At 67.7% G+C, this 20581-nt stretch carries 21 protein-coding genes; 5 read left to right on the forward strand and 16 right to left on the reverse strand.

Translation table 11 applies throughout. The features are described 5' to 3' along the window. Positions 1–56 precede the first annotated feature (56 nt). From JKL49_RS11120 to JKL49_RS11165, 10 genes are all read right to left on the reverse strand, one after another. Positions 57–923, reverse strand: a complete 867-nt coding sequence (locus tag JKL49_RS11120) for a hypothetical protein (RefSeq protein WP_215340535.1) — start codon at positions 921–923, stop codon at positions 57–59. Beyond that, positions 920–1729 (reverse strand): nucleoside triphosphate pyrophosphohydrolase, encoded by an 810-nt coding sequence (gene mazG, locus JKL49_RS11125; RefSeq protein WP_215340543.1) that lies wholly within the window; start codon positions 1727–1729, stop codon positions 920–922. The genes JKL49_RS11120 and mazG overlap by 4 nt, the downstream gene beginning before the upstream one ends. Then, positions 1722–3071, reverse strand: coding sequence for an MFS transporter (locus JKL49_RS11130; protein WP_215340545.1), 1350 nt, complete (start codon positions 3069–3071; stop codon positions 1722–1724). The genes mazG and JKL49_RS11130 overlap by 8 nt, the downstream gene beginning before the upstream one ends. 228 nt (positions 3072–3299) lie before the next feature. Next, a complete protein-coding gene (locus JKL49_RS11135) occupies positions 3300–3797 on the reverse strand; it encodes a hypothetical protein (RefSeq protein WP_215340547.1) in 498 nt (165 codons plus the stop codon). 106 nt (positions 3798–3903) lie between these two features. Next, the gene (locus JKL49_RS11140) at positions 3904–4266 is read right to left on the reverse strand and encodes a hypothetical protein (protein ID WP_215340549.1); all 363 of its coding nucleotides are present in this window, start codon (positions 4264–4266) and stop codon (positions 3904–3906) included. Between the two features lie 234 nt (positions 4267–4500). Beyond that, positions 4501–4710 carry a cold-shock protein gene (locus JKL49_RS11145; protein WP_215340550.1) on the reverse strand — a complete coding sequence of 70 codons (210 nt, stop codon included), beginning with the start codon at positions 4708–4710 and terminating at the stop codon, positions 4501–4503. 236 nt (positions 4711–4946) lie between these two features. Then, on the reverse strand, positions 4947–6032 hold the full coding sequence (locus JKL49_RS11150) for a lipocalin-like domain-containing protein (RefSeq protein ID WP_215340552.1): 1086 nt from the start codon (positions 6030–6032) through the stop codon (positions 4947–4949). Then, a complete protein-coding gene (locus JKL49_RS11155) occupies positions 6032–8608 on the reverse strand; it encodes an FtsX-like permease family protein (protein ID WP_215340554.1) in 2577 nt (858 codons plus the stop codon). The genes JKL49_RS11150 and JKL49_RS11155 overlap by 1 nt, the downstream gene beginning before the upstream one ends. Then, positions 8598–9272 carry an ABC transporter ATP-binding protein gene (locus JKL49_RS11160; protein ID WP_215340556.1) on the reverse strand — a complete coding sequence of 225 codons (675 nt, stop codon included), beginning with the start codon at positions 9270–9272 and terminating at the stop codon, positions 8598–8600. The genes JKL49_RS11155 and JKL49_RS11160 overlap by 11 nt, the downstream gene beginning before the upstream one ends. 55 nt (positions 9273–9327) lie before the next feature. Further along, positions 9328–9981: a glutathione S-transferase family protein gene (locus JKL49_RS11165; RefSeq protein WP_215340558.1), complete on the reverse strand. Its 654-nt coding sequence runs from the start codon at positions 9979–9981 to the stop codon at positions 9328–9330. A 78-nt stretch (positions 9982–10059) separates the two neighbouring features. On the opposite strand from JKL49_RS11165, the gene JKL49_RS11170 reads away from it, so the two are divergent. The 3 genes from JKL49_RS11170 to JKL49_RS11180 all read left to right on the forward strand — a co-directional run bounded on the left by JKL49_RS11170 (position 10060) and on the right by JKL49_RS11180 (position 12641). After that, entirely contained in the window at positions 10060–10551 is a 492-nt protein-coding gene (locus JKL49_RS11170; RefSeq protein WP_215340560.1) for a winged helix-turn-helix transcriptional regulator, read from the forward strand. A gap of 162 nt (positions 10552–10713) precedes the next feature. Beyond that, complete coding sequence (locus JKL49_RS11175; protein ID WP_215340562.1) at positions 10714–12078, forward strand: flavin-containing monooxygenase; 1365 nt, start codon at positions 10714–10716, stop codon at positions 12076–12078. A 101-nt stretch (positions 12079–12179) separates the two neighbouring features. Beyond that, a complete protein-coding gene (locus JKL49_RS11180) occupies positions 12180–12641 on the forward strand; it encodes a hypothetical protein (protein ID WP_215340564.1) in 462 nt (153 codons plus the stop codon). Here JKL49_RS11180 and purN read toward each other — a convergent pair. From purN to JKL49_RS11210, 6 genes are all read right to left on the reverse strand, one after another. Continuing rightward, positions 12638–13228, reverse strand: a complete 591-nt coding sequence (purN, locus tag JKL49_RS11185) for a phosphoribosylglycinamide formyltransferase (protein WP_215340566.1) — start codon at positions 13226–13228, stop codon at positions 12638–12640. The two genes, JKL49_RS11180 and purN, sit on opposite strands and share 4 nt — an antisense overlap. 7 nt (positions 13229–13235) lie before the next feature. Next, positions 13236–14060: an MBL fold metallo-hydrolase gene (locus JKL49_RS11190; RefSeq protein WP_215340568.1), complete on the reverse strand. Its 825-nt coding sequence runs from the start codon at positions 14058–14060 to the stop codon at positions 13236–13238. Further along, positions 14057–14833, reverse strand: a complete 777-nt coding sequence (locus tag JKL49_RS11195; protein WP_215340570.1) for a TatD family hydrolase — start codon at positions 14831–14833, stop codon at positions 14057–14059. Before JKL49_RS11195 ends, JKL49_RS11190 begins: the two co-directional genes overlap by 4 nt. Positions 14834–14840: 7 nt before the next feature. Next, positions 14841–15839 (reverse strand): DNA polymerase III subunit delta', encoded by a 999-nt coding sequence (locus tag JKL49_RS11200; RefSeq protein ID WP_215340572.1) that lies wholly within the window; start codon positions 15837–15839, stop codon positions 14841–14843. Further along, positions 15832–16479 carry a dTMP kinase gene (gene tmk / locus JKL49_RS11205; RefSeq protein ID WP_215340578.1) on the reverse strand — a complete coding sequence of 216 codons (648 nt, stop codon included), beginning with the start codon at positions 16477–16479 and terminating at the stop codon, positions 15832–15834. Before tmk ends, JKL49_RS11200 begins: the two co-directional genes overlap by 8 nt. A 119-nt stretch (positions 16480–16598) precedes the next feature. After that, the gene (locus JKL49_RS11210; protein ID WP_215340579.1) at positions 16599–17597 is read right to left on the reverse strand and encodes a septal ring lytic transglycosylase RlpA family protein; all 999 of its coding nucleotides are present in this window, start codon (positions 17595–17597) and stop codon (positions 16599–16601) included. 322 nt (positions 17598–17919) lie between these two features. Between JKL49_RS11210 and JKL49_RS11215 the strand changes: the two genes are divergently transcribed. Then, the gene (locus tag JKL49_RS11215; protein ID WP_215340580.1) at positions 17920–19128 is read left to right on the forward strand and encodes an amidohydrolase family protein; all 1209 of its coding nucleotides are present in this window, start codon (positions 17920–17922) and stop codon (positions 19126–19128) included. Positions 19129–19308: 180 nt separating this feature from the next. Next, positions 19309–20544: a tyrosine-type recombinase/integrase gene (locus JKL49_RS11220; protein WP_215340584.1), complete on the forward strand. Its 1236-nt coding sequence runs from the start codon at positions 19309–19311 to the stop codon at positions 20542–20544. Positions 20545–20581 lie beyond the last annotated feature (37 nt).

The following is a 20581-nucleotide window of genomic DNA, read 5'->3' on the forward strand; positions in this document are numbered from 1 at the left end:
GCTCCGTTCACGGCATCACTCGCTCCAGAGTGGTCTGCGGCGCTGACCCGGGGGGGTTAGTTTCGCAATGCGGGCCGGCTCGCCAGATATTGCGCGATGCCGGTCCGCAGACCGTGGAAGATCGCCGCGTTGTGAAGTTCCAGCACCTCGGACAGATGGGGCGAGAAGACCACGGCGGCGCCGTCGTCCACCAGGCTCAGCAAGTCCGCGGCGGCCGCATCGGCCAGCAGCTTGTTGATGTGCGCGCGGGAGACGCCGTAGTCGCGGGCCAGGCCGTATCGGGACAGCGGCGCCCGTTCCAACAACCGCGAGCGATCGGCCGGCTGGGCCAGCATCAGGTCCAGCAGCATCAGCATGCCGCAGTCCCGTTCCAGGAACAGGCCGACGCCTTGCGCATAGACCCGGCGGGCCAAGGCCGAATTGTCGCCATTGGCGCCGGCCAAGGTGATGCAGAGCGGCAGGAACTCGTCGGTGTCGATCAGGTCCAGCGCCGCCTGCGCGATGGGATCGAAGATCAGCATGCCTTCGAGCATGGCCCGGAACCGGGCGCGGTAGTGGCTGATGAGGAGCGGCCCCAGGATCAGCCTGTGGGTCGTCCAGCGACCCTCAGCGGGTTCGGTGCTCACCAGGCCGTAGCGCAGCAGATGCTCGACATATTTCAGCGCCCGTCCCGGGCTGCCGATGTCGCGAGCCTTGCAAACCTGGCTGAGGCCATGCGCCGTCAGCATGCCGCCTGCCGCCAGCAGCAGGGCGGTCAGTCCCATGTTGAACCGGCCGCGATCGCCAAGCAGCCAGCGGTGTCCCTCCGGCAGGCGATGATAGGCGTCCCGCGCCAGTCTCGCCTCAAGTTCGATCGCCGGATGGAAGTTCGGATTGGCTTGCGCGGTGGCCAAGCCATCCCAGGTGTCGGGGTCGGTGCTCATTCGGCGGCGGATTTCTCAGCAGCCTTTGCCGCATCCCATAGCGCATCCATCTCCGCGAGGTCCGACTGATCGGGCGTCTTGCCCCGCGCCTTCAGCACGGTCTCGATGTGACGGAAGCGTCGGGCGAACTTGGCGTTGGTGGCGCGCAGCGCGTCCTCCGGATCGATGTCCAGGGTGCGGGCGATATTGGCCACCACGAACAGCACGTCACCCAGTTCAGCCCGCGCCTTAGCCCGGTCATCGGCGGCGATCTCGACCTTCAGTTCGGCGACCTCTTCATCCAGCTTGGCCACCACCTCGCCGATGGTGGGCCAGACGAATCCGACCGTGGCCGCCCGGCGCGACAGCTTCACGGCGCGGGTGAGGGCCGGTAGGCCGGAGGGGACGTCGTCGAGAAGGCTCTCGTTGCGGCCCTTGCCAGCGCGCTCCTGCGCCTTGATCACTTCCCAGGCCTGGGTCTGCTCGGCGCTGGTGCGCTGGGCCTCGGCGCCGAAGACGTGCGGATGGCGGCGGATCATCTTCTCGGAGATGGCGTCAGCCACGTCGTCGAAAGCAAAGGCGCCTTGCTCCTGCGCCATGCGCGAATGGAAGACCACCTGGAACAGCAGGTCCCCCAACTCGTCGCGCAGATCGGTCAGATCATGGCGCTCGATGGCGTCGGCTACCTCATAGGCCTCCTCCACCGTATAGGGGGCGATGGTGGCGAAGGTCTGCTCAAGGTCCCATTCGCAGCCGCCTTCGGGATCGCGCAGCCGGGCCATGATCGCCAACAGCCGATCGATGGGGCGGGATTCGGCGTCAGCCATGGGCTTCCTCGGCCTGGTCGCGCGCGTGCAAGGCGTCGCGGATCGCCGCATGCAGCTCGGCGGTGAGCGGGAAGGTGATGATGATCCAGGCCCCGATGAGAGCCAGACCCGCCGGCACGACAGTGAAGATGACCGACAATCCGCCAAGACCCGTGGCGACTCCGGTGGCCTTGGGATCGAAGCCCATCAGCTCCAGGGCTGGGAAGGTGAAGAACACCGCCGCCGCCGAGCCGATCTTCACTGTGCCCGACAGCAGGGCGTAGAGCAGGGCCATGCGGTCGCCGCCGCTCTCCAGCCGCTCCTCGTCGCCGACGTCGGCCATCATTGCCCGCAGCAGGAAGGCGCCGGCCGCATAGGGCACGCCGATCAGGAACATCAGCAGGGCGGCGATGGCGAAATTGCCCGGCGGCACTAGCAGGATGGCCATGGTCATAGCCGCGTAGACGACGCTGGAGAAAGCCAGCGCCCTGTGCTTGCCGATCCTGTAGGCCAGCCAGGTCCAGACCGGCGCGCCCACCAGGCCGCCGACGAAATAGATCAGCAGCAACAGGCTGGCGACTCCCTTGTCGAAGTCCTTTACGCGCTCGAAATAGAAGAAGAACAGCGCCCCGGTGATGGCCGGCCCCGTACCGATCACGAAGTCGGCGGCCAGCAGGCGCACGACCGAGGGACGCTTCAACAGGGCGACATACTCGTTGATCCCCGCGCGCCTGGGCGGGGTGGTGATCGTAGGCTCGGGCACCTTCCACAGCGCCAGGCTCACAGCCAGCGGCATCAGCAGGACGACGAACCAGCCCATGGCCGCCACGCCGACGCCATGCCCCTTGATCCCGACCAAGGGCAGCAGGGCCGGCAGGGTCAGGACCAGGATGATGCCCACCACATTGCCGGCCTGCCACCAGCCATAGATCCGGGATCTCTGATCATAGTGCGGGCTGAGGACCGCACCCCAGGCCAGCTGCGACAGGGAGGCGATTGAAAAACCGCCATAGACCACCAACAGCCAGAACCACAGATAGAGGCCGCTGACTCCCGGCTTGGCCATGAACAGCATATAGGCCGCCAGCATCAGGATCGGCGCGCTGATGGCGAACCACAGCTTGAACCGCCCGAACCGCGAGCGGGTTTTGTCCATGACCCCGCCAATGAACGGGTCAAAGGCCATGTCGATGAGGCGCACGGCCCCAAACGCCGCGCCGACGACGGAGAGACTGAGGCCCAGATCGCTGGCGTAGAATTCCGGCAGATAGACCACCAGGGGCAGACCTAGTCCGGCCAGCGGCAGGCAGGGCGCGGCCAGCGCCGCCAGGATCCAGTTCGAGCGTCGTTCGGCCGGGGCCATCTACAGAAAATCCTTGAACCCGCCGGGGGATACGCCGCCGTCGGCGCGCCGATCTGACCTTGGGCGGCGCGGGGAGACAAGCCTGATTCCGCGTCCCCAGCCATGCCGCCAGGTGGTCGGCGACACGCAGGTCAGCGATCGTCAGCGGGGGCGGCGGGGGCGGCGGGTTCGGAGACCCAAGCTGGCGAACTCACAGGCCTGACCGCAGCGGGCAGGTCCGATGGCGGCTCAGCGCGCGGCGTAGGATTCGCCGCGGCCGTAGCCGTAGGCGAAGCGGTTGAAGGCGTAGCTGGCGTCCGACCAGGTGGACTTGGTCCAGGCCTCGCCGATGTCGCTCTCGTACCACTGGAAGTGGATCGGCGTGATCTCGCCGGTCACCGACACGGCTTGGCCGTCGATGGTGGCGCCGCCGATGCCGAAGCTTTCATAGGACAGGCCGGGCTTGTTCCCCAGCTGGCGGAAGGTGGGCCGGTTGGGCCGCACGTCGGTGAGCACCAGTTCCAGCCGGCCGCCCGCCATGACGCCGGTGCGTTCCAGCTCGCGGGTCACGTCCTTGCGCAGCTCGGTTGCCAGACGGTCGACATCCTTCACGCCGAGGTCCTTCTCGGCCTTCTTCTGAAGCTCGGGGGCGATGGTGACCTCCACGCTGCCCACGGTTGAGAGCGGCGCGGCCGTGGCCGAGCCCGCGGCCAGGGCGGCGAGGGAGGAGAGCAGGATCAGGCGCATGAGAAGGCTCCGGAGAGTGAAGCGGTGTCAGGCGGATATGGGGAGTCGGCCGCCCAGGCGCCATGGAGACGCCCAAGCGTGGCCTTACTGTGGCGAAGCTTGCGCCCTAAACGGCGGGAGCTTCGGCGGCGACCTTCGGCTTGGCCTTGGCGCGGGTCTTCTTGACCTTCACGGGCGCGGGTTCCGGCTCGGGATCGGGCTGCGGGTCAACGTCCAACAGGCTGAGGGGGATGTTGCCCACCTTCACGCGAACGCCGACGAAACGCATTTCGCCGTCGATGAAGCTGACCTCGTCGAGGCCGACTTCCGGACTGCGCTTGATCAGCGATTCGTCCCGGAAGGTCAGGCGGAGCAGCATGGTGTCACGCGACACGCCATCGGCTTCGGCCTTGGCCACGGCGGCTCGGAGGTCTTCGATGGTGGGGCCGCGGGTGCTGTTGGCTGCGACCTTGTAGGACTTGAGCATCATTCGCCTTTCTTCCCCAAGGGATCCCAGCGAGGTGGGACGCGTCGGGCAGGTCGGCGGGGTGGGCGGCGCGCCGGCAGGGCTCTAGGGAGCGGCCTGAACCATAGCACGAACCCGGCCCGCCGGGGGTCTTTCATGGGTCTGTCGTAAAACAGACAGACAAAACGAAAACGGGCCGGCGCGAGGCCGGCCCGTCTGGACGTTCAGGACTCCGCGCTTGCGGACGTCCGGTTCGTCTTAAGCCGCAGTCAGTTGCCCAGCGGACATCTTGCCGCTGCGCTGATCGCGCTCGAGTTCGTAGTTGAGCTTTTGACCTTCGTGGATCGAGCCCAGGGTCGAACGTTCAACAGCCGAAATGTGGACGAACACGTCGCCGCCGCCATTTTCAGGCTCGATGAAACCGAAGCCCTTGGTCGCGTTGAACCACTTAACAGTACCGGTAGCCATAGTCGTTTAGTCCTAGCAATAGTGTATTCGGCTGACAAAGCGCCGCCGCAGAATCAAAGTTCATGATGGTAGGGAGGGTAACTTCGGGGCCTCACCAGGGGTGAGCCGAAATCGCGAGCCGCGCCAGTCGAAATTCGATGAGGCGGATGTCCCACGAATATCTCGCAAACGCAAGCTATTGTTGGATTGTGGTTAAAACCCAGGCGCCGAAAGTCTGTTGGGGAACAGCGTTCTTCTCACATCTTCAGGGGCGACACGTAGCCTGTGAGCTCCAGGTAGCCGCGGGCCCCAGGCGCGCGGACCGCGCCCTCCCAATAGACCGGCCCACCCGTTCGCCGGCTGTCCAGTTCCTGGTCGTCGAACAGCGGGGTCAGCCGCCAGCGTCGCTCGCCGGCGGGCGTGCGCACGATCAGTTCGCGCTGTACCGGATAGCGTCCTCCGGTGCGGGGCGAGCGCCAGATGCGCTCCGTGGTGAAGCGCACATCGTTTGGCCCCAGATGCGCGGTTGTCCCGTCGGGCGCGCGCAGGGAGCCGCCGGACCAGATCGCGTTTCCGCCTGCGTCCCTCACTCGGAAGGCGGTCAGCGCGCCGCCGTCATCCAGGTTCAGCCCCACCCAGTCCCAGCCGACCGCCTTGGGATCCAGCAGGGTCGAGGACCATTCGTGGTCCAGCCAGGCCTCGCCGGTCACCTTCACCCGCTTGCGGCCCTGCAGCACCGTCCCCGAAACCTTCAGGTGCGGGACGCTGTAATAGTGGCTGGCCTGGACGGGCAGGGGGCCCTTGCGGCTGAAGCCCCGATCCCCCTGCAACAGCACTGGCTGGCTGGGGGCGAAGGCGAGGTCCAGGGTGAAGTCGGCGCCGGCGGCCTTGGCCAGGAACCGACCGTCGGCCCCGCGTTTGAGGCGCCAGTCGTCGATGACGAGGTCGGCGTCGCCTGTGGCGGCCTCCGCCAGTCCCAACCCTTGTCGCGCGATCCGACCGTCGTGGAGCAGACGCCCGACCTTGGGGTCCGACAACCCGGCGTGGGCGAACAGGATCTGCTTGGGGGCGAAGGCGCTGGGATTGCGCTGGTCGACCGCCAGGCGGCTCCGGAAAAAGGTGAGCTGGAAGCCCAGATCGCGACCGTCCTCAGCCTTCAGCCAGCCGGTGACGTACCACCACTCGGTCCGGTAATCGGGGTGGGCGCCGTGATCGGCGGGGAAGCTCAGCGGCGTGCCCGCGCGGACCTCGGGGAAGACGGGCGGGACCGGCTTGTCGGGCGCGGCGGCGGTGAGCAGCCAGGCCAGCAAGGCCAGACTGGCGAGCTTGAGGGCGCGGCCCATCACCAATCCTCCCGAACGGCGCGGACGGCGTCGGCTGACAGAGCACGGCGCCCCGCCAGCACCGCGGTTCCCGCACCGGCCGCCACCAGGGCCACTGTCAGGCTGGCGAACAGGCCGAGCGGCAGTCGCGTCTCCATGGTCCAGTGGAAGGACTGCGGGTTCACGACGTGGATCAGCACCTGGCTCATGGCCAGGCCAAGGCCGAGCCCCGCGACCACGCCTACCGCGCCCAGCAAGGCGCCCTCGGTGGCCAACATCAGGATGATCTGACGGCGCAGGACGCCAACGTGGCGCAGCATCCCGAACTCCTTGGTCCGGGCCAGAGTCTGGGCTGAGAAGGTCGCGGCCACCCCGGCCAGCCCCACCACGATGGCGATGGCCTCCAGGGCGTAGGTCAGGGCGAAGCTGGAATCGAACAGCCGCAGCGCGATGGCCCGCATCTGGCTGGTCTGGAAGAACTGCACCTGAGCCGCCTGGGCCGGTGGCAGGGCGGCGCGGATGGCCTTGCCCGCGCTGGCGGGGGTGGCGCCCGGCTTGAGATCCAGGGACGCTTCGGAGCGCAGATCATCTCCGGTCAGGCGCGTGTAGTCGGCCTGGTCGATGGCGATGGCCCCGGCCTGGCGGGCATAGTCGCGCCAGATCCCGGCCACGAAGACCTGGGGATTGCCGCCGCCCAGCGGCAGCACCATCCGCTCACCGACCTGGTGGCCATAGAGCCGGGCGGCGGGCTCCGACAGCCAGACCGGCGTCATGCCGGCCGGCGCGGTCACGTTGCGTCCGATCATCGGCAGGTTGGCCTCCGGCCTGGCGCGATCCACCGGCCGCACCAGCAGCACCAGGGGCGGCATGTCGGCCGAGAGCCGCAAGGGCAGGGTCTTCTGGAACAGGATGGCGCCAACTCCGGGCGCCTGGGCGATCCGGGCCCGGGTCTGGGCGTCAAAGCCCCCGCTCTCCACCCGGAACAGCAGGTCCGAGGGCAGGATCTCGGTCAGCCAGTCGTCCACCGACCCGCGCAGGCTGGCCACCATCACCGCCATGGCCACCATCAGGCTGGTGCTGGCCACGATGCCGCACAGCGCCACCGCAGCCTGGGCGGGCGCGCCCCACAGGCGCTTGATGGCCAAGTCGACGGAGACGTTCCTGCGGCCCATCCCCTGCAGCGGTGAGAGCAGCAGACGGGCCAGCCACGGCATGGCCGCCACGCCGCCGGCCAGCATCAGGCCGATGGAGAGATAGCCGAACAGCGGCAGACCCCAGACCGCCGGCAGGAATGCCGCAGCACCACCGGCTCCCAGCAGGCCGAGCCCCCACCAAGGCGTGGGTCGGGCGTTGGGATCGTTCTTGTCGCCAAGGTCCTTGAGCGCGATCCCGGGCTGGGCGCGGGCCGCCTCAAGAGCCGGAAGCAGGCTGCCAACCAGGGCGGCCACCAGGCCAAGACCGAAGAACACCAGGACGGGCAGGGGGGTGACGGCAAGGTCAGGAGTCGTGCCGCGGAAATAGCCGCCGCCGAGGTCGCCGCCCAGGAAGCGCAGGGTCCCGAAGGCCACGCCGAGGCCGAGCGCCAGGCCGAGCACCGCGCCGATCCCGCCCACCAGCGCGCCCTCTACGAAGACCTGGGCCAGCAGGCCGCGCCGCTCAAGGCCCAGAACGCGGAGCAGGGCGAATTGCGGGCGCCGCCGGGCCACCGACAGCGACTGGGCCGAATAGACCAGGAAGCCGCCGGTCAGCAGGGCCATCATGGCCAGCATCTCCAGATTGACCCGGTAGGCCTTGGTGAGGTTGTCGCCGCGCCTGGCCTCCGACTGGGCCGTGACGATCTGGGCGTCGGCCGGCAGGCGCGCGCGCAGGGCCGCCTCGACCGTGGCCGGATTGACCCCGGGGGCGAACTTCAGGTCGATCCGCTGCAGGCGGCCCAGGCTGCCGAACAGCCATTGGGCGGTGGCGATATCCAGCACTGCCACCTGCCGCTCCGACGCCGCGCCCGACAGCACGCCGGCCACCACGAAGTCCACGTTGCGCCCAGCCGCCGTGATGGTGACAGCCTCGCCTACCTTGCGACCACTGGCCGCGAGCGCCGCCGGGGACAGTACGATGGCGCGGGGATCAAACAGGCCTTCGGGGACGAAGCCGCCCGCGCTCTCGGTTGGTGGCGCCGCGCCGCCGCCCAGCAGGGTCGGGGTCACTGCCGCGGCCCGCAGGGGGTCGATCCCCAACACGGTCAGGCCGCCGCCTTCTAGCGATCGCGAAGGTCCGGTCCCGAACCGCCCCGACAGCTCCACGACCGGGCTCGCCGCCGCGATGCCGGGCGCCCGTGCAAGCGCCGGATAGAGCGTCTCGTTGAACCCTAGAGGCGTGGTGGAATGGACCTGCAGGTCGGCGTCGGCGTTCACCGTGCGCACCGCCTGGGCCAGTTCGTTCTGGGCCGAGCCGTTGATCAGGTGGACCGCGAAGCCCAGGGCCACGCCGATGGCGATGGCCAGGGCCGCGGTCACCACCCGGCCGGGATGGGCCCGCCACTCCCCGACCATCATCCAGGTCAGCGCCGTGCGGCTAAGGGGCCGGCGTTTAGCCGACATGGACCAAGCCGTCGCGGGTCAGGTTCAGGGTGCGGTCGGCCACGGCGGCGGCGCGCTCGGAATGGGTCACCAGGATCGCCGCCGCGCCTGAACTGCGCACCTCGGCCACGAACAGGTCAAGAATCCGCGCCGCCGTCTCCGGATCGAGATTTCCGGTGGGCTCGTCGGCCAGGACCAGGGCAGGGCGGTGCACCAGGGCGCGGGCCAAGGCGACCCGCTGAAGTTCGCCGCCAGACAGCTGCGAGGGCCGGTCACCGGCGCGGCCCGGGAGGCCGATGGAGTCCAGGATCGTGGTCGCCCTCGCCGTGGCCTCCGCGCCGTCGAGATTTTGCAGCACCAGGGGCAGGGCGACGTTCTGGGCCAGGGTCAGGTGCGGCAGGATGTGGAAGGCCTGGAAGACGAAACCGATCCGATCACGACGCATCCGCGTGCGCCCATCGTCGTCCAGGGTCTCCAGCGCCACGCCGTCGATGGCCACGCCGCCGCTGTCGGCCTGGTCCAGTCCGGCGATGAGGTTCAGCAGGGTGGACTTGCCCACCCCGGACTCGCCCATGATGGCGACGATTTCACCCGGCGCGACCTCCAGGTTCAGCCCCGTAAACAGCACCCGTCCGCCGGGAACAGATTTGCGCAGGGCGGAGAGGGACAGCACCGAGGGACTCATGGCGCCAACCTAGCGCAAGCCGCCCCGCCCGCCATCGTCCTCAAACAAGCCCGCCTCAGTCGCGGTCGGGCGCGCCGAGCGGGAAGTAGGACCGGTAGGGGCGGGCTTCCTCAACGGCGCGCGCGAAGGAGGGCCGCGCCAGCAGTCTCGCCCGATACTCGCGCAGGCGCGGGAATTCGGCGCCGATCTGGTGAACCCAATCGGCGTAGAACAACGACGGCGCGGCCGCGCAATCGGCCATGGTGAAGCTGTCGCCCGCCGCCCAGGCGCGGCCGTCCAGGCGCGCTTCCAGCCAGGCATAGGCCGTGCCCAGCGCCTTGGAAGCCTCCGCCATCGCAGCGTCCTTGCGCGCGCCGTCTGTCCGCACCGCCTTGAACACGGGCTTCTGCATCTCGGTCATGATGTACTGGTCGAAGAAGCGGTCCATGAACCGGACTTCCAGCGCGGCCGCGGGATCGTCGGGCAGCAGCCGCGCCTTGCCGGGATGCTTCAATTGCAGGTGTTCGATGATGATGCTGGATTCCACGACGGTCCGCCCGTCATCCACCAGCACGGGGAAACGGCTCAGCGGCCAGAGCGCCGCAAGCTCCTCGTTGGCGCCCGGCTCTTCCAGATTCCGGTAGGTGAAGGCTATCTCGTTCTCCCAGAGCGCGGTCAGCACCTTCTGGCAGTAGGAGGAGAAGGGGTGGGAATAGAGGGTCAAGGGCATCGGGGCGTCTCCAGCCGACGGCAGCGCCATTGCGAACTAGACCAACTGATCCTATTGTGCAAGCAGTAGGAGGCGCCATTGCAGGACGCACATCGCTCGGGCTGCCCGATCAACCTGACCCTGGAGGTGCTGGGGGATCGTTGGAGCCTGATTGTCATCCGCGACGTCATATTCGGCGACCGCCGTCGCTATCGTGAACTGCTCACCCGGTCGGAGGAGGGCATCGCCTCCAACGTGCTGGCCGACAGGTTGAAACGGCTGGTGGCCGCCGGCCTGCTGAGTCGGGCCGATGATCCGCGCCATCGCCAGAGTGTGATCTACAGCCTGACCGAACCCGCGATCCAGCTGGTGCCGCTGCTGGCCCAGATGGGCGCCTGGGGCCGACGGCACGCGCCGGCGTCGCCAGAGCTGTCGATCCGCGCCCAGTTGCTCGAGGAAGGCGGCCCAGCCATGTGGGACGAACTGATGGACGAATTGCGCGCCCGCCACCTGCACGCTGCGGCGAGCGACTCGGCGGTGCTGCAGCGGCTGCAGACGGCCTACGAGGCGGTCTGTGCTTCGCAGAGCTAGGAGGGCTTTGAAATACCGGCCCGATTCGGCGTATCCAATCCTCGCCTAAGTAATATTATCGGAAATTGAAAGATGGCGCTGGGGAATGCCGTGGCGTGACCTTTGACGCTAACTCCAGGCTCTGCCTAGGCTCGCGCAACACCGATCTCCAGGAGTTCCGCCATGAGCCAGCTGCCCAAGGCCTGCATCATCGGCGCCGGCTGTTCCGGCTTCACGACCGCCAAGCGGCTCAAGGATTTCGGGATCGCCTACGATTGTTTCGAGCTGTCTGACGACATCGGCGGCAACTGGTACTTCAAGAATCCCAACGGCATGTCGGCCTGTTACGAGAGCCTGCACATCGACACCTCGAAATGGCGGCTGGCCTTCGAGGATTTCCCGGTCCCGGCCGACTGGCCCGACTTCCCGCACCACGCCCAGCTGCTGCAGTACTTCAAAGACTATGTCGACCACTTTGGCCTTCGCGACACCATCACCTTCAACACCGGCGTCACCAAGGCGCGCCGCACGGCGGACGGCCTGTGGGATGTGACGCTTTCCTCGGGCGAAACAAGAACCTACGACGTACTGTTCGTCTGCAACGGCCACCACTGGAGCCCACGGATCCCGGACTATCCGGGCACGTTCGACGGCCCCGCCTTCCACAGCCACGCCTATTCCGATCCCTTCGATCCGGTCGATATGCGCGGCAAGAACGTCGTTGTGGTGGGGATGGGTAATTCAGCGATGGATATCGCCTCGGAACTCGCCCAGCGCCCCATCGCCAAGAACCTCTGGGTCTCGGCCCGCCGCGGCGTCTGGGTCCTGCCCAAGTACGTGAACGGCAAGCCCTCGGACAAGTCCGCAATGCCCCCCTGGATGCCCCGCAAGCTCGGCCTCTCCATGGCCCGCAAGATGATCAAGAAAACCATTGGAAATATGGAAGATTATGGTCTTCCAAAGCCCGATCACGAGCCGTTGGAAGCCCACCCCTCGGTCAGCGGTGAGTTTCTGACCCGGGCCGGCTGCGGCGACATCAAGTTCAAGCCGGCCATCAAGGCGCTGGAAGGCAAACGCGTCCGCTTCGCCGACGACACCGTCGAGGATGTGGACGCCATCGTCTTCGCCACCGGCTACGACATGCGCTTCCCGTTCTTCGACGATGCCGAGCTGGTTCCCGACGCCGATCAGCGCTTGCCCCTGTTCAAGCGGATGATGAAGCCCGGCGTGCCGAACCTGTTCTACATGGCGCTGGCCCAGCCCCTGCCGACCCTGGTCAACTTCGCCGAGCAGCAAAGCAAGCTGGCGGCGGCCTACCTGGCCGGCCATTACAGGCCGCCGCCCGCCGCCGAGATGGAGCGCCTGATCGTCAAGGACGAGGAAACCCACCTCGGCCAATACTACCAGGCCAAGCGCCACACCATTCAGGTGGACTTCGGCATCTATGTGGACGATCTGCACCGGGAGATCGCACGCGGCGAAAAACGCGCCAAGGCGGCGGGCAACCCCCTGCCCGTTCCCGGCCGCGCCCCCGCCACGGTTTCCTGACATCGGCGATCCGACCCATTATACCCGAAACGGGTATAGCGTTGACAGTGACAGCTCGCGTGCCACAAGACGCCAAGCTTCACTTTACTAGGGGACATCGGATGAGCGTCGGCGACCAGGCCCTTGAGCCCAACGAGAAAATCGCCGCGATCGTCACCGCCGAACTCCTGCTGCGCATCGCCTGCAGCATGAACAAGGAGTTCGGCGCCGACTATAACGGCTTCATCGTCTATCTGACGATCCTGGCCACCGGCGTCGGCCGCGTGTTCCGCGCCGACGGCTTCGACCCGTCGGTCGATCCCGATCTCGTGGGCTTGGTGAACGCGCAGGGCATCTCCCGCGCCGGCGTGTCAAGAACCACGGGCATTCCCAAGGAGACCGTGCGGCGCAAGGTGGAGGATTTGATCGCCCGGGGCCTGGTGCGCGAAAGCAGCAAAGACGGGTCCCTGAAACCCAATTTCGAGGCCCCCGCCCCGAACTTCACCGATCACATCGCCCGCAACACCATCTCGATCCGCCGGTTCGCGCACGAGTTGCGCCGCCATGCGGGGATGGAGTTCTAGGGCAGCACCAGGTCGCCCGCGGCGATCGCCGTCAGCGTCTCGACAAAGAACAGCGGCTCCAGGGTCGTGATCCGCGCCTCCAGGCTGTCGACGGTCTCGCCAGGCTCCAGCGCCAACTCGCGGCGCTCCAGGACCGGGCCCCGGTCATACTCCTCGTCCACCAGATGGATGGTCGCCCCGCTGAGGGGCGCGCCGGCCGCGATCACCGCCTCGTGTACGCGGCGACCATACATCCCCTCCCCGCCGAACTCCGGCAGCAGGCCGGGATGGATGTTGATGATCCGGTTGTGATAGCGCGCCAGGGTCGCGGGTCCCAGCTTGCGCAGGTAGCCCGACAGCACGACCAGTTCGGCGCCTGCGCCCGCCAGCGCGTCGCGCAAGGCCAGGTCCGCGGCGGCCGGATCGCGTTCGGTGGGAATGCACAGATGGGGCACGCCGCGCGCCTGGGCGAATTCCAACGCACCGCTCTTGCGGTTGTTGCTCACCAGCAGCCGCGCCTCGGCCTCCAGGACGCCGGCGTCGATCGCCTCTAGGATGGCGCGGAACGACGAGCCATTTCGAGATGAGAGAAAACCCAGCTTAAGCATTATATCCTCAGTCCAATTGAGGGCTGAGTTGATGTGAAAATTTTAGGCCGTCATAGGCCGGCTCGACGCCTGGCGGCAGTTTCGATCTCAGATCTTCATAGTCGAGATCGATATGCATGTTGGTCAGGATCGTGCGCCGCGGCTTCAGGCGCGCCGCCCACTCCAGGGTTCGCGCGACATGGGCGTGGGTCGGGTGCGGCGTCCAGCGCAGGGCGTCGACGATCCAGACGTCGAGGTCGGCCAGGGCCGCGAACGCCGCCTCGTCCAGGTTCACCACATCGCTGGAATAGGCCACGCCGCCGAACCGGTAGCCCACCGAGCGCACGCCGCCATGGTCCTGGTCGAAGGTGACGACGGGGATCACGCCGGAAGGTCCAGGGACCTCCCAGGTCTCGCCATGCACGGGGATCAGCTTCAGGTCAGCGATGCCCGGATAGCCCCCCTCCCCCTCGAAAATGTAGCCGAAGCGGCGTTTGGCCGAGATCGCCGTCGCCTCGTCGGTATGGCAGGGAATGCGCGCCCGCTGACGGATGAAGAAAGCCCGGATGTCGTCGATGCCATGGATCTGGTCGGCATGGTCGTGGGTCAGCAGCACCGCGTCCATGCGCCTGGCGCCCGCGTCCGAGGTCTGGCTGACCAGGTCGGGCGAGGTGTCGACGATCAGGGTCGTGGAGGTCTCCGGCGTCTCGCCCGCGCGTCGGACCAGCAGGGAGCACCGGCGGCGGCGGTTCTTCGGATTGGCGGGATCGCAGGCGCCCCAGTCGCCGTCGGCCCGCGGCACCCCGCCCGACGAGCCGCAGCCCAGGATCGTGAACTCCAGGGCGCCGCTCATGGCCGGGAGATCCGCTGGAACAGCTTGAAGAAGGCGTCCTCGGTGCGCTGCTCGGCCTCGTCGCGGGACCAGCCGCGGATCTCCGCAAGCTTGACCAGCACGTCGGGCAGATAGGCAGGCTCGTTGCGGCGGCCCCGGTGCGGCACGGGCGCCAGGTAGGGACAGTCGGTCTCCACGATGATCCGGTCGGCCGGCATCTCACGGACCACGGCGCGGACATCCTCCGCGGCCTTGAAGGTGGCGATGCCGGAGACCGAGAACCAGGCCCCCAACGCGGCGCACCGCGCCGCCAGTTCCGCGCCCGACGTGTAGCAGTGCATCAGCAGGGGGAAGGCGCCCTTGGCGTGTTCCGCCTCCAGGATTTCGCCCATGACCTGATCGGCCTGGCGGGTGTGGACCACCAGCGGCAGACCCGTCTCGCGAGCGGCGACGATGTGCTGGCGGAAGACGGCCGCCTGGATCTCGCGCGGGCTGAGGTCGTAGTGAAAGTCCAGGCCGCACTCCCCGATCCCCACGACGCGCGGATCGGCGGCGAAGTCGATCAGAATCTGGGCCGCGAGGTCGGTGTGATCCTTGGCCTCGTGCGGATGGGCGCCGACCGTGCACCAGATATCCGGGTGGTCGGCCAGGGCCCGGACGGCCGGATAGTTGGGGATCTTGTCGCAGATATTGACCATCAGGCGCACGCCGGCGGCGCGCGCGCGCGCGATCACCGCGTCGCGGTCCTCGTCGAATTGCGGGGCGTGCAGGTTGACGTGACTGTCGATCAGCATGACGGGCTCAGGCGCGCGCGGCGTCACGCAGTTCGGAAAGCGCCGTGAAAAGGGCGTCCGCGCGGTCGAGGTTCACGGCTTCAACCTCGCGCGGCAGGCGCTGCAGCGTCTCCCACGCCGAGGCCCAGCGATCAAGACCGGTATAGCCCTCGTTGGCCTGGGCCAGGACGCGGGCGTGGACCCGCTCGGCCAGGCGTTCGAACAGCAGGTTGAACTGGTTGGCGCCCTCCCCGCCCCGGAACTTGTCGGCCAGGGACAGGGCCGCGGCCTCGTCCAGCTGGGGCAGGTCGCGCAGCAGCTCCTTGGCGGCGTCATCGATGGCCACGGCGCCGGCGTTTGCGAGCGCCCAGGCCCGGCCAGGGGCGCCTACCGACATGCGGGCCAGGCGGATGGCGTCCTCGGCGTTGGCGCTGGTGTGCGACTGGACGAAGGCGGCGGTCTGCGCTTCCGGCAGGCCATGGAAGGCCAGCCTGCGACACCTCGAGCGGATCGTGGGCAGCAGACGGCCCGGAGAATGCGAGACCAGTAGCAGAATCCCGCTCGGCGGCGGCTCCTCCAGGGTCTTGAGCACGGCGTTGGCGCTGTTGGTGTTGAGATCGTCGGCGGCGTCGATGATCGCCACCCGATGGGGAGCACTGGCCGGGGATTTGGAAAAGAACTCCGACAGCTTGCGCGCCTCATCCACCGGGATGACCTTGCGCGGCTTGCCATCCTCGCCAACCCGTTCCAGCACCAGGATGTCGGGATTTGACCGCGCCATGATCTGGCGGCTGACCGGATGAGCGGGATCGGCGCCCAGCGGCCCGTACTCCGGCGCCGGCGGCGCGCCCAGCAGGCGTCGCGCGGCGCGATAGGCGAAGGTGGCCTTCCCGACGCCTTCGGGCCCGGTCAGCAGCCAGGCGTGGTGCAGGCGGCCCCGGGCTCGGCTGGCCTCAAACGACTCCTCGGCGGCTTCGTGACCTTGGAGCCGGAAGACGTCGCGGGGATGGGGAATATCGTCAGCCATGGGCGCGCAGCCGGGCGGAAACGGCGGTCCAGATGGCGCTCTCAACGCCGTCCATCGTATCGGCGGCGTTCACCAGAACACAGCGGTCCGGCTCGATGGCCGCGATCTGCTGGAAGGCTTCGCGCAGGCGTTCATGGAAGGCGACGCCCTTGGACTCAAACCGGGTTTCGGCGTGACCCGACGCGGCCGCATGGCTCTCGGCTCGGGCCAGACCGACCTCGACCGGCAGGTCGAACACCAGGGTCAGGTCGGGACGGACTTCGGCCAGGACATGATCCTCCAGGGCGGCGATGAGCTCCGGCGCCACGCCGCCGGCCCCACCCTGATAGGCGCGGGTCGAATCGGCGAAACGATCGCAGACCACCCAGGCGCCGCGATCGAGCGCCGGGATGATCGTCCGTTCAATATGGTCGCGCCGGGCGCCGTACATCAGCAGGGTCTCGGTGACCGGGCTCCATCGGTCGGTCGAACCTGTCAGCACCAGGGTGCGGATGGCCTCGGCGCCGGCCGACCCCCCAGGTTCGCGGGTGGCGACCACCTCGAGGCCGGCGGTTTGCAGGCGCGTGACAAGGCGCCGGACCTGGGTGGATTTCCCAGCGCCCTCTCCGCCTTCGAAGGTGATGAACTTGCCGCGCGACACCGGCGCAACATGGCCGGTTCGCGCGGTTTGTCGAGGGCTAGAGCGCGCCAGGGTTAAGTGGAAACCGGTTAACCCGCCCGGCGCGCTCTACGCGTTTAAATCTCGAGCCCTCAAGGGCTCTAGAAGGGCCTCAGGACACGGGCTTCGGCGAAACCGTAGGAGGCCACCTTGTCGCGCAGGCCCCAGGCCTCCCCCTCGTCGGCCCCGCTCTGCAGGACGACGCGATAGAGCGTCACCCCATCGGCCCGCTGCATCGGCTCGATGGTGGCCTGGCCGGCGGTGGCAAGCTGGTCCGCGACGCGCTGGGCGTTGCCGCGGTCGCTGAAGGCCCCGGCCTGGATGCGGTAGGCGCTGCTGGCCGGGATGACGCGAGGCGCGCTCGCAAAGACCGGCGCGGCCGAGGACACCGGCGGGATCTGGGTCGCGGCGATGGCCGATCCGGTGATCGGCGGCAGGCTGGCGGCAGCGACGGACACCGGCGCTGGCGGCGCATAGGCCGGCAGCGGCGCCGAATAAGCCGGCGGCACATAGTTGGGCGAGGCGTAGGCCGGCGGCGGCGCGGTGGTGCTGGCGTAGCGCATCCCGGCGTTGGGACCGCCCAGGGGGGCCGGGCCCACATACTTCACCCGCACATTGGCGAGCCCTTTGCGATCGTAGCCGAGCTGACGGGCCGCCTCATGGCTCAGGTCGATGACCCGGCCGCCGACGAAGGGCCCGCGGTCATTGACGCGGACCTGGATGCGTTTGCCATTGTCGAGATTGGTCACCTCGACGATGGACGGCAGCGGCAGGGTCGGGTGCGCCGCCGACACCAGGTTCATGTCGAAGGTTTCGCCGTTGGCGGTCGGCTTCATGTGGAAGTCGTCGCCGTACCAGGAGGCGGTGCCCGTGGCGTCGTAGCGGGGATCCTCGTGCGGCACGTACCAGATACCGGCCACCTGATAGGGCGCGCCGACCTTGTAGCGCCCGCCCGCGCCGGACGGCGGCCCGCCCATGGCGCCGTCCGATAGCTTGCCGGCCAGTCTCGGATGCGGGGTGGCGCAGGCCGCCAGCGCGGCGCAGGCCACCAGGATCAGAGCGAGATTGCGCGCCGTGGCGCTGTGATGATGGGCGTTCATGGCCGCGGATCCTTCTGCCCGCACACCCCCCAGCGCGCGGTTCTTGCGGCGGAGAATGCGCACCAAGGTTTTGAACTGCGGTAAAGGAAGGTGGTTAATCCGTTAAGGTTGTGGCGCGGGCGCCGCCAGGCCGGAGTCGCCCGCCATAGGGCTCCTCATCCTGCTTTGAGACAGGCTGCTCGCCTTCGGCGTCGCGTGGGCGAGACTCGTGGGGAGGCGACCGAAAGCCGTGGCAAGCCGGCGAACCCACCGATAATGTCTTAACTCAGGGCTCCATCATCGCGTCTCCGCGCGATGAACAGAGGGCTCACGGAGGAAGCCGATGGCCTACGCCCCCGCGCACCGCGCGTTCTACGACGCTGACAGCCACATCATGGAGCTCCCCGACTTCCTCAAGAAGTACGCCGACCCCAAGCTGCGAGATGAGATCCCCGAGGTCAGTTACAGCGCCTCACTGGTAACCGACGAAGAGGTCGCCGTGATCGTCGCCCAGGGCAGCCGCCATAGTCCCGAACACATCGCCGCCCAGATCGCCCTGGGCGACCGGCTGATCGAAAGCTCCAAGGAGATTCAGGCCCTGGGCGCCTTCGACGCCGGAGACCGCAGTCGAGCCCTGGACCTGCTGGGGTTCAAGAAGCAGCTGGTCTTCGCCACACACAGCGTCGCCCTGCCCTTCTCGGCCTCCTCCCGAGTATCGCCGGAGCTACGCTATGGCGCGACCCGGGCCCACAACCGCCACATGGCCGACTTCTGCGGCGGCGACGACCGTCTGCTGGGGGTCGCGATCATTCCCCTCGACGAGCCTAGCCTGGCTATCGCTGAACTGGACGCCGCCCTCGCCGCAGGGCTCAAGGCGGTCTGGATTCCCCATCGCACCCCTGGGGAGCGCTCGCCGGGCCACATCGACTTCGACCCCTTCTGGGCGCGTCTGGCGGAAAGCGGGACCCCCTTCCTGCTGCATGTTGGCGGCGCGCCCCTGCAGCAGGCCAAGGCTTGGATGAACAACGGTCGCGGGCTTGTGGCCGACTGGATGGGGGGCGGTGAGAACCTGCGCAGCAAGGACATCGCCATCCTCCATCAGGGGCCGGAGACCTTCCTTTCGGTGATGTTGATCGACGGCGTCTTCGAGCGGTTCCCCGGCCTGAGAGGCGCCAGCGTCGAGCTCGGCGCCGGCTGGGTGCCGTCCCTGCTCACCCGCCTGGACTGGGTGGCCAAGAACTGGATCCGGGCCGACAAGAACCAGACCCCCTTCAGCCGCAGGCCTTCGGAGATGCTGAGCCAGCAGATGGCCTTCACCCCGTTCGTCTTCGAGGATGTCGGGGTGCTGATCGACCAGTCGAGCCCGGAGCTCTACCTGTTCTCCAGCGACTACCCCCACGTCGAGGGCGGTCGCGATCCGATCAAGCGCTTCGAAGGCTTCCTGGGGGACCGCAGCGAGGCCGTGCGGGACGCCTTCTACGCCGAGAACTTCCTGCGCATCTTCCCAGGCGCCCGGGTCTTGGAGCCGGCGCGCGCCAGTGCGGGCATCTAGGGCCCCGGGATTGGCGGACGGGGTGTCCGACGCACTGGCTTCCAAGGACGTTCCGCGCCGTCCACACGACCGCTTACGCAATAGGGATTAGCAGAACGCTCGTGTTCCCTTGTCCTAGGTTGTTCGCTAGAATCCAGGTAGCAAGGTGGGGCCCGTGGTGGGGCCGACTGGAGACTGGCGATGGCGCGAACGCTCAATCGGTTGACGTCGAAACAGCTGGAGAGCCTAGGGCCAGGACGGCACGCTGATGGAGGCGGGCTGTATCTGGACCGGGACAGTTCCGGCCGGTCGCGGTGGATCTTCATGTGGAAGCGGGACGGCAAGCGCCGAGAGATGGGCCTGGGTGCCGCGGGCAAGGGCGGGGTTGGCCTCGCTAAGGTCAGAGTGGCCGCCGAGGCGGCGAGAGAGGTCGCCAAGGCCGGGGGCGACCCCATTGAGGCCCGCGATGCGGTCCCTGTCGAGCCAGTGCCCGTTCCAACCTTCGGCGAGGTCGCCGATGAATTCCTGGCGTCGCTATCCCCGCAATGGCGCAATGAGAAGCACCGAGCCCAGTGGGCGATGACGCTCAAAACCTACGCCAAGCCGCTTCGACCGCTTCCGGTGGATCGGGTAGACACCCCGGCTGTTCTGGAGGTGCTGCAATCCATCTGGCTCGCCAAGCCTGAAACCGCGTCGCGCCTACGCGGGCGGATCGAGCGGGTGCTGGACGCAGCTAAGGCCAAGGGCTTTCGGATTGGTGAGAATCCCGCCCGGTGGCGTGGCCACCTAGACCACCTCCTGCCCAAGCGTCAGAAGCTGACGCGCGGCCACCACGCCGCAATGCCCTATGGGGAAGTGTCTGACCTCGTCGCGAGCTTGCGGCAACGTGATGCCGTAGCAGCCCAGGCTCTGGAGTTTCTAATTCTGACCGCCGCACGGTCCGGCGAAGTTCTGGGCGCCACCTGGGCCGAGATCGACCTTAAGGCGAAAATCTGGACAGTCCCGGCAGAGAGGATGAAGGCCGGCCGGGAACATCGCGTTCCCCTAAGCGCCCGCGCCGTGACTGTGTTGGAGGCGGTGATGCCTCTTGCATTGAGCGCCGCCGAAAACGCCGAAATGCCGGTGTTTCCTGGCCAGAAAGGCGGCGCGCTCTCAGGCATGTCGCTCGCCATGCTGCTGCGCCGCATGAAGGTGACGACTACCGTGCATGGTTTTCGGTCATCGTTCCGGGATTGGGCGGGCGAGGCCTCAAGCTTTCCGCGTGAGGTGGCCGAAGCTGCCCTCGCGCACAATGTTGGCGACGCCACCGAGCGAGCCTACCGGCGCGGAGATGCGTTGGAGAAGCGCAGGAAGCTCATGGAGGCATGGGCAGGATATGTGGGGGCAAGGGCTTCGGCCTCCAACATAAGGCCGTTCCCTCAGCGCGGGGTGCGGTGATGGATAGTCTGCCGTCGAAGAAGCGCAGGTCGCCAAG

Origin of the sequence: Phenylobacterium glaciei (assembly GCF_016772415.1) — a bacterium.
In the GTDB taxonomy this organism is placed as follows: Bacteria; Pseudomonadota; Alphaproteobacteria; order Caulobacterales; family Caulobacteraceae; genus Phenylobacterium; species Phenylobacterium glaciei.

Bases quoted from the DNA above. Each gene is read 5' to 3' on its own strand.
- JKL49_RS11120 (WP_215340535.1), bottom strand. From the start codon at position 923: ATGAGCACCGACCCCGACACCTGGGATGGCTTGGCCACCGCGCAAGCC.
- mazG (WP_215340543.1), bottom strand. From the start codon at position 1,729: ATGGCTGACGCCGAATCCCGCCCCATCGATCGGCTGTTGGCGATCATG.
- JKL49_RS11130 (WP_215340545.1), bottom strand. From the start codon at position 3,071: ATGGCCCCGGCCGAACGACGCTCGAACTGGATCCTGGCGGCGCTGGCC.
- JKL49_RS11135 (WP_215340547.1), bottom strand. From the start codon at position 3,797: ATGCGCCTGATCCTGCTCTCCTCCCTCGCCGCCCTGGCCGCGGGCTCG.
- JKL49_RS11140 (WP_215340549.1), bottom strand. From the start codon at position 4,266: ATGATGCTCAAGTCCTACAAGGTCGCAGCCAACAGCACCCGCGGCCCC.
- JKL49_RS11145 (WP_215340550.1), bottom strand. From the start codon at position 4,710: ATGGCTACCGGTACTGTTAAGTGGTTCAACGCGACCAAGGGCTTCGGT.
- JKL49_RS11150 (WP_215340552.1), bottom strand. From the start codon at position 6,032: ATGGGCCGCGCCCTCAAGCTCGCCAGTCTGGCCTTGCTGGCCTGGCTG.
- JKL49_RS11155 (WP_215340554.1), bottom strand. From the start codon at position 8,608: ATGTCGGCTAAACGCCGGCCCCTTAGCCGCACGGCGCTGACCTGGATG.
- JKL49_RS11160 (WP_215340556.1), bottom strand. From the start codon at position 9,272: ATGAGTCCCTCGGTGCTGTCCCTCTCCGCCCTGCGCAAATCTGTTCCC.
- JKL49_RS11165 (WP_215340558.1), bottom strand. From the start codon at position 9,981: ATGCCCTTGACCCTCTATTCCCACCCCTTCTCCTCCTACTGCCAGAAG.
- JKL49_RS11175 (WP_215340562.1), top strand. From the start codon at position 10,714: ATGAGCCAGCTGCCCAAGGCCTGCATCATCGGCGCCGGCTGTTCCGGC.
- JKL49_RS11180 (WP_215340564.1), top strand. From the start codon at position 12,180: ATGAGCGTCGGCGACCAGGCCCTTGAGCCCAACGAGAAAATCGCCGCG.
- purN (WP_215340566.1), bottom strand. From the start codon at position 13,228: ATGCTTAAGCTGGGTTTTCTCTCATCTCGAAATGGCTCGTCGTTCCGC.
- JKL49_RS11190 (WP_215340568.1), bottom strand. From the start codon at position 14,060: ATGAGCGGCGCCCTGGAGTTCACGATCCTGGGCTGCGGCTCGTCGGGC.
- JKL49_RS11195 (WP_215340570.1), bottom strand. From the start codon at position 14,833: ATGCTGATCGACAGTCACGTCAACCTGCACGCCCCGCAATTCGACGAG.
- JKL49_RS11200 (WP_215340572.1), bottom strand. From the start codon at position 15,839: ATGGCTGACGATATTCCCCATCCCCGCGACGTCTTCCGGCTCCAAGGT.
- JKL49_RS11210 (WP_215340579.1), bottom strand. From the start codon at position 17,597: ATGAACGCCCATCATCACAGCGCCACGGCGCGCAATCTCGCTCTGATC.
- JKL49_RS11215 (WP_215340580.1), top strand. From the start codon at position 17,920: ATGGCCTACGCCCCCGCGCACCGCGCGTTCTACGACGCTGACAGCCAC.
- JKL49_RS11220 (WP_215340584.1), top strand. From the start codon at position 19,309: ATGGCGCGAACGCTCAATCGGTTGACGTCGAAACAGCTGGAGAGCCTA.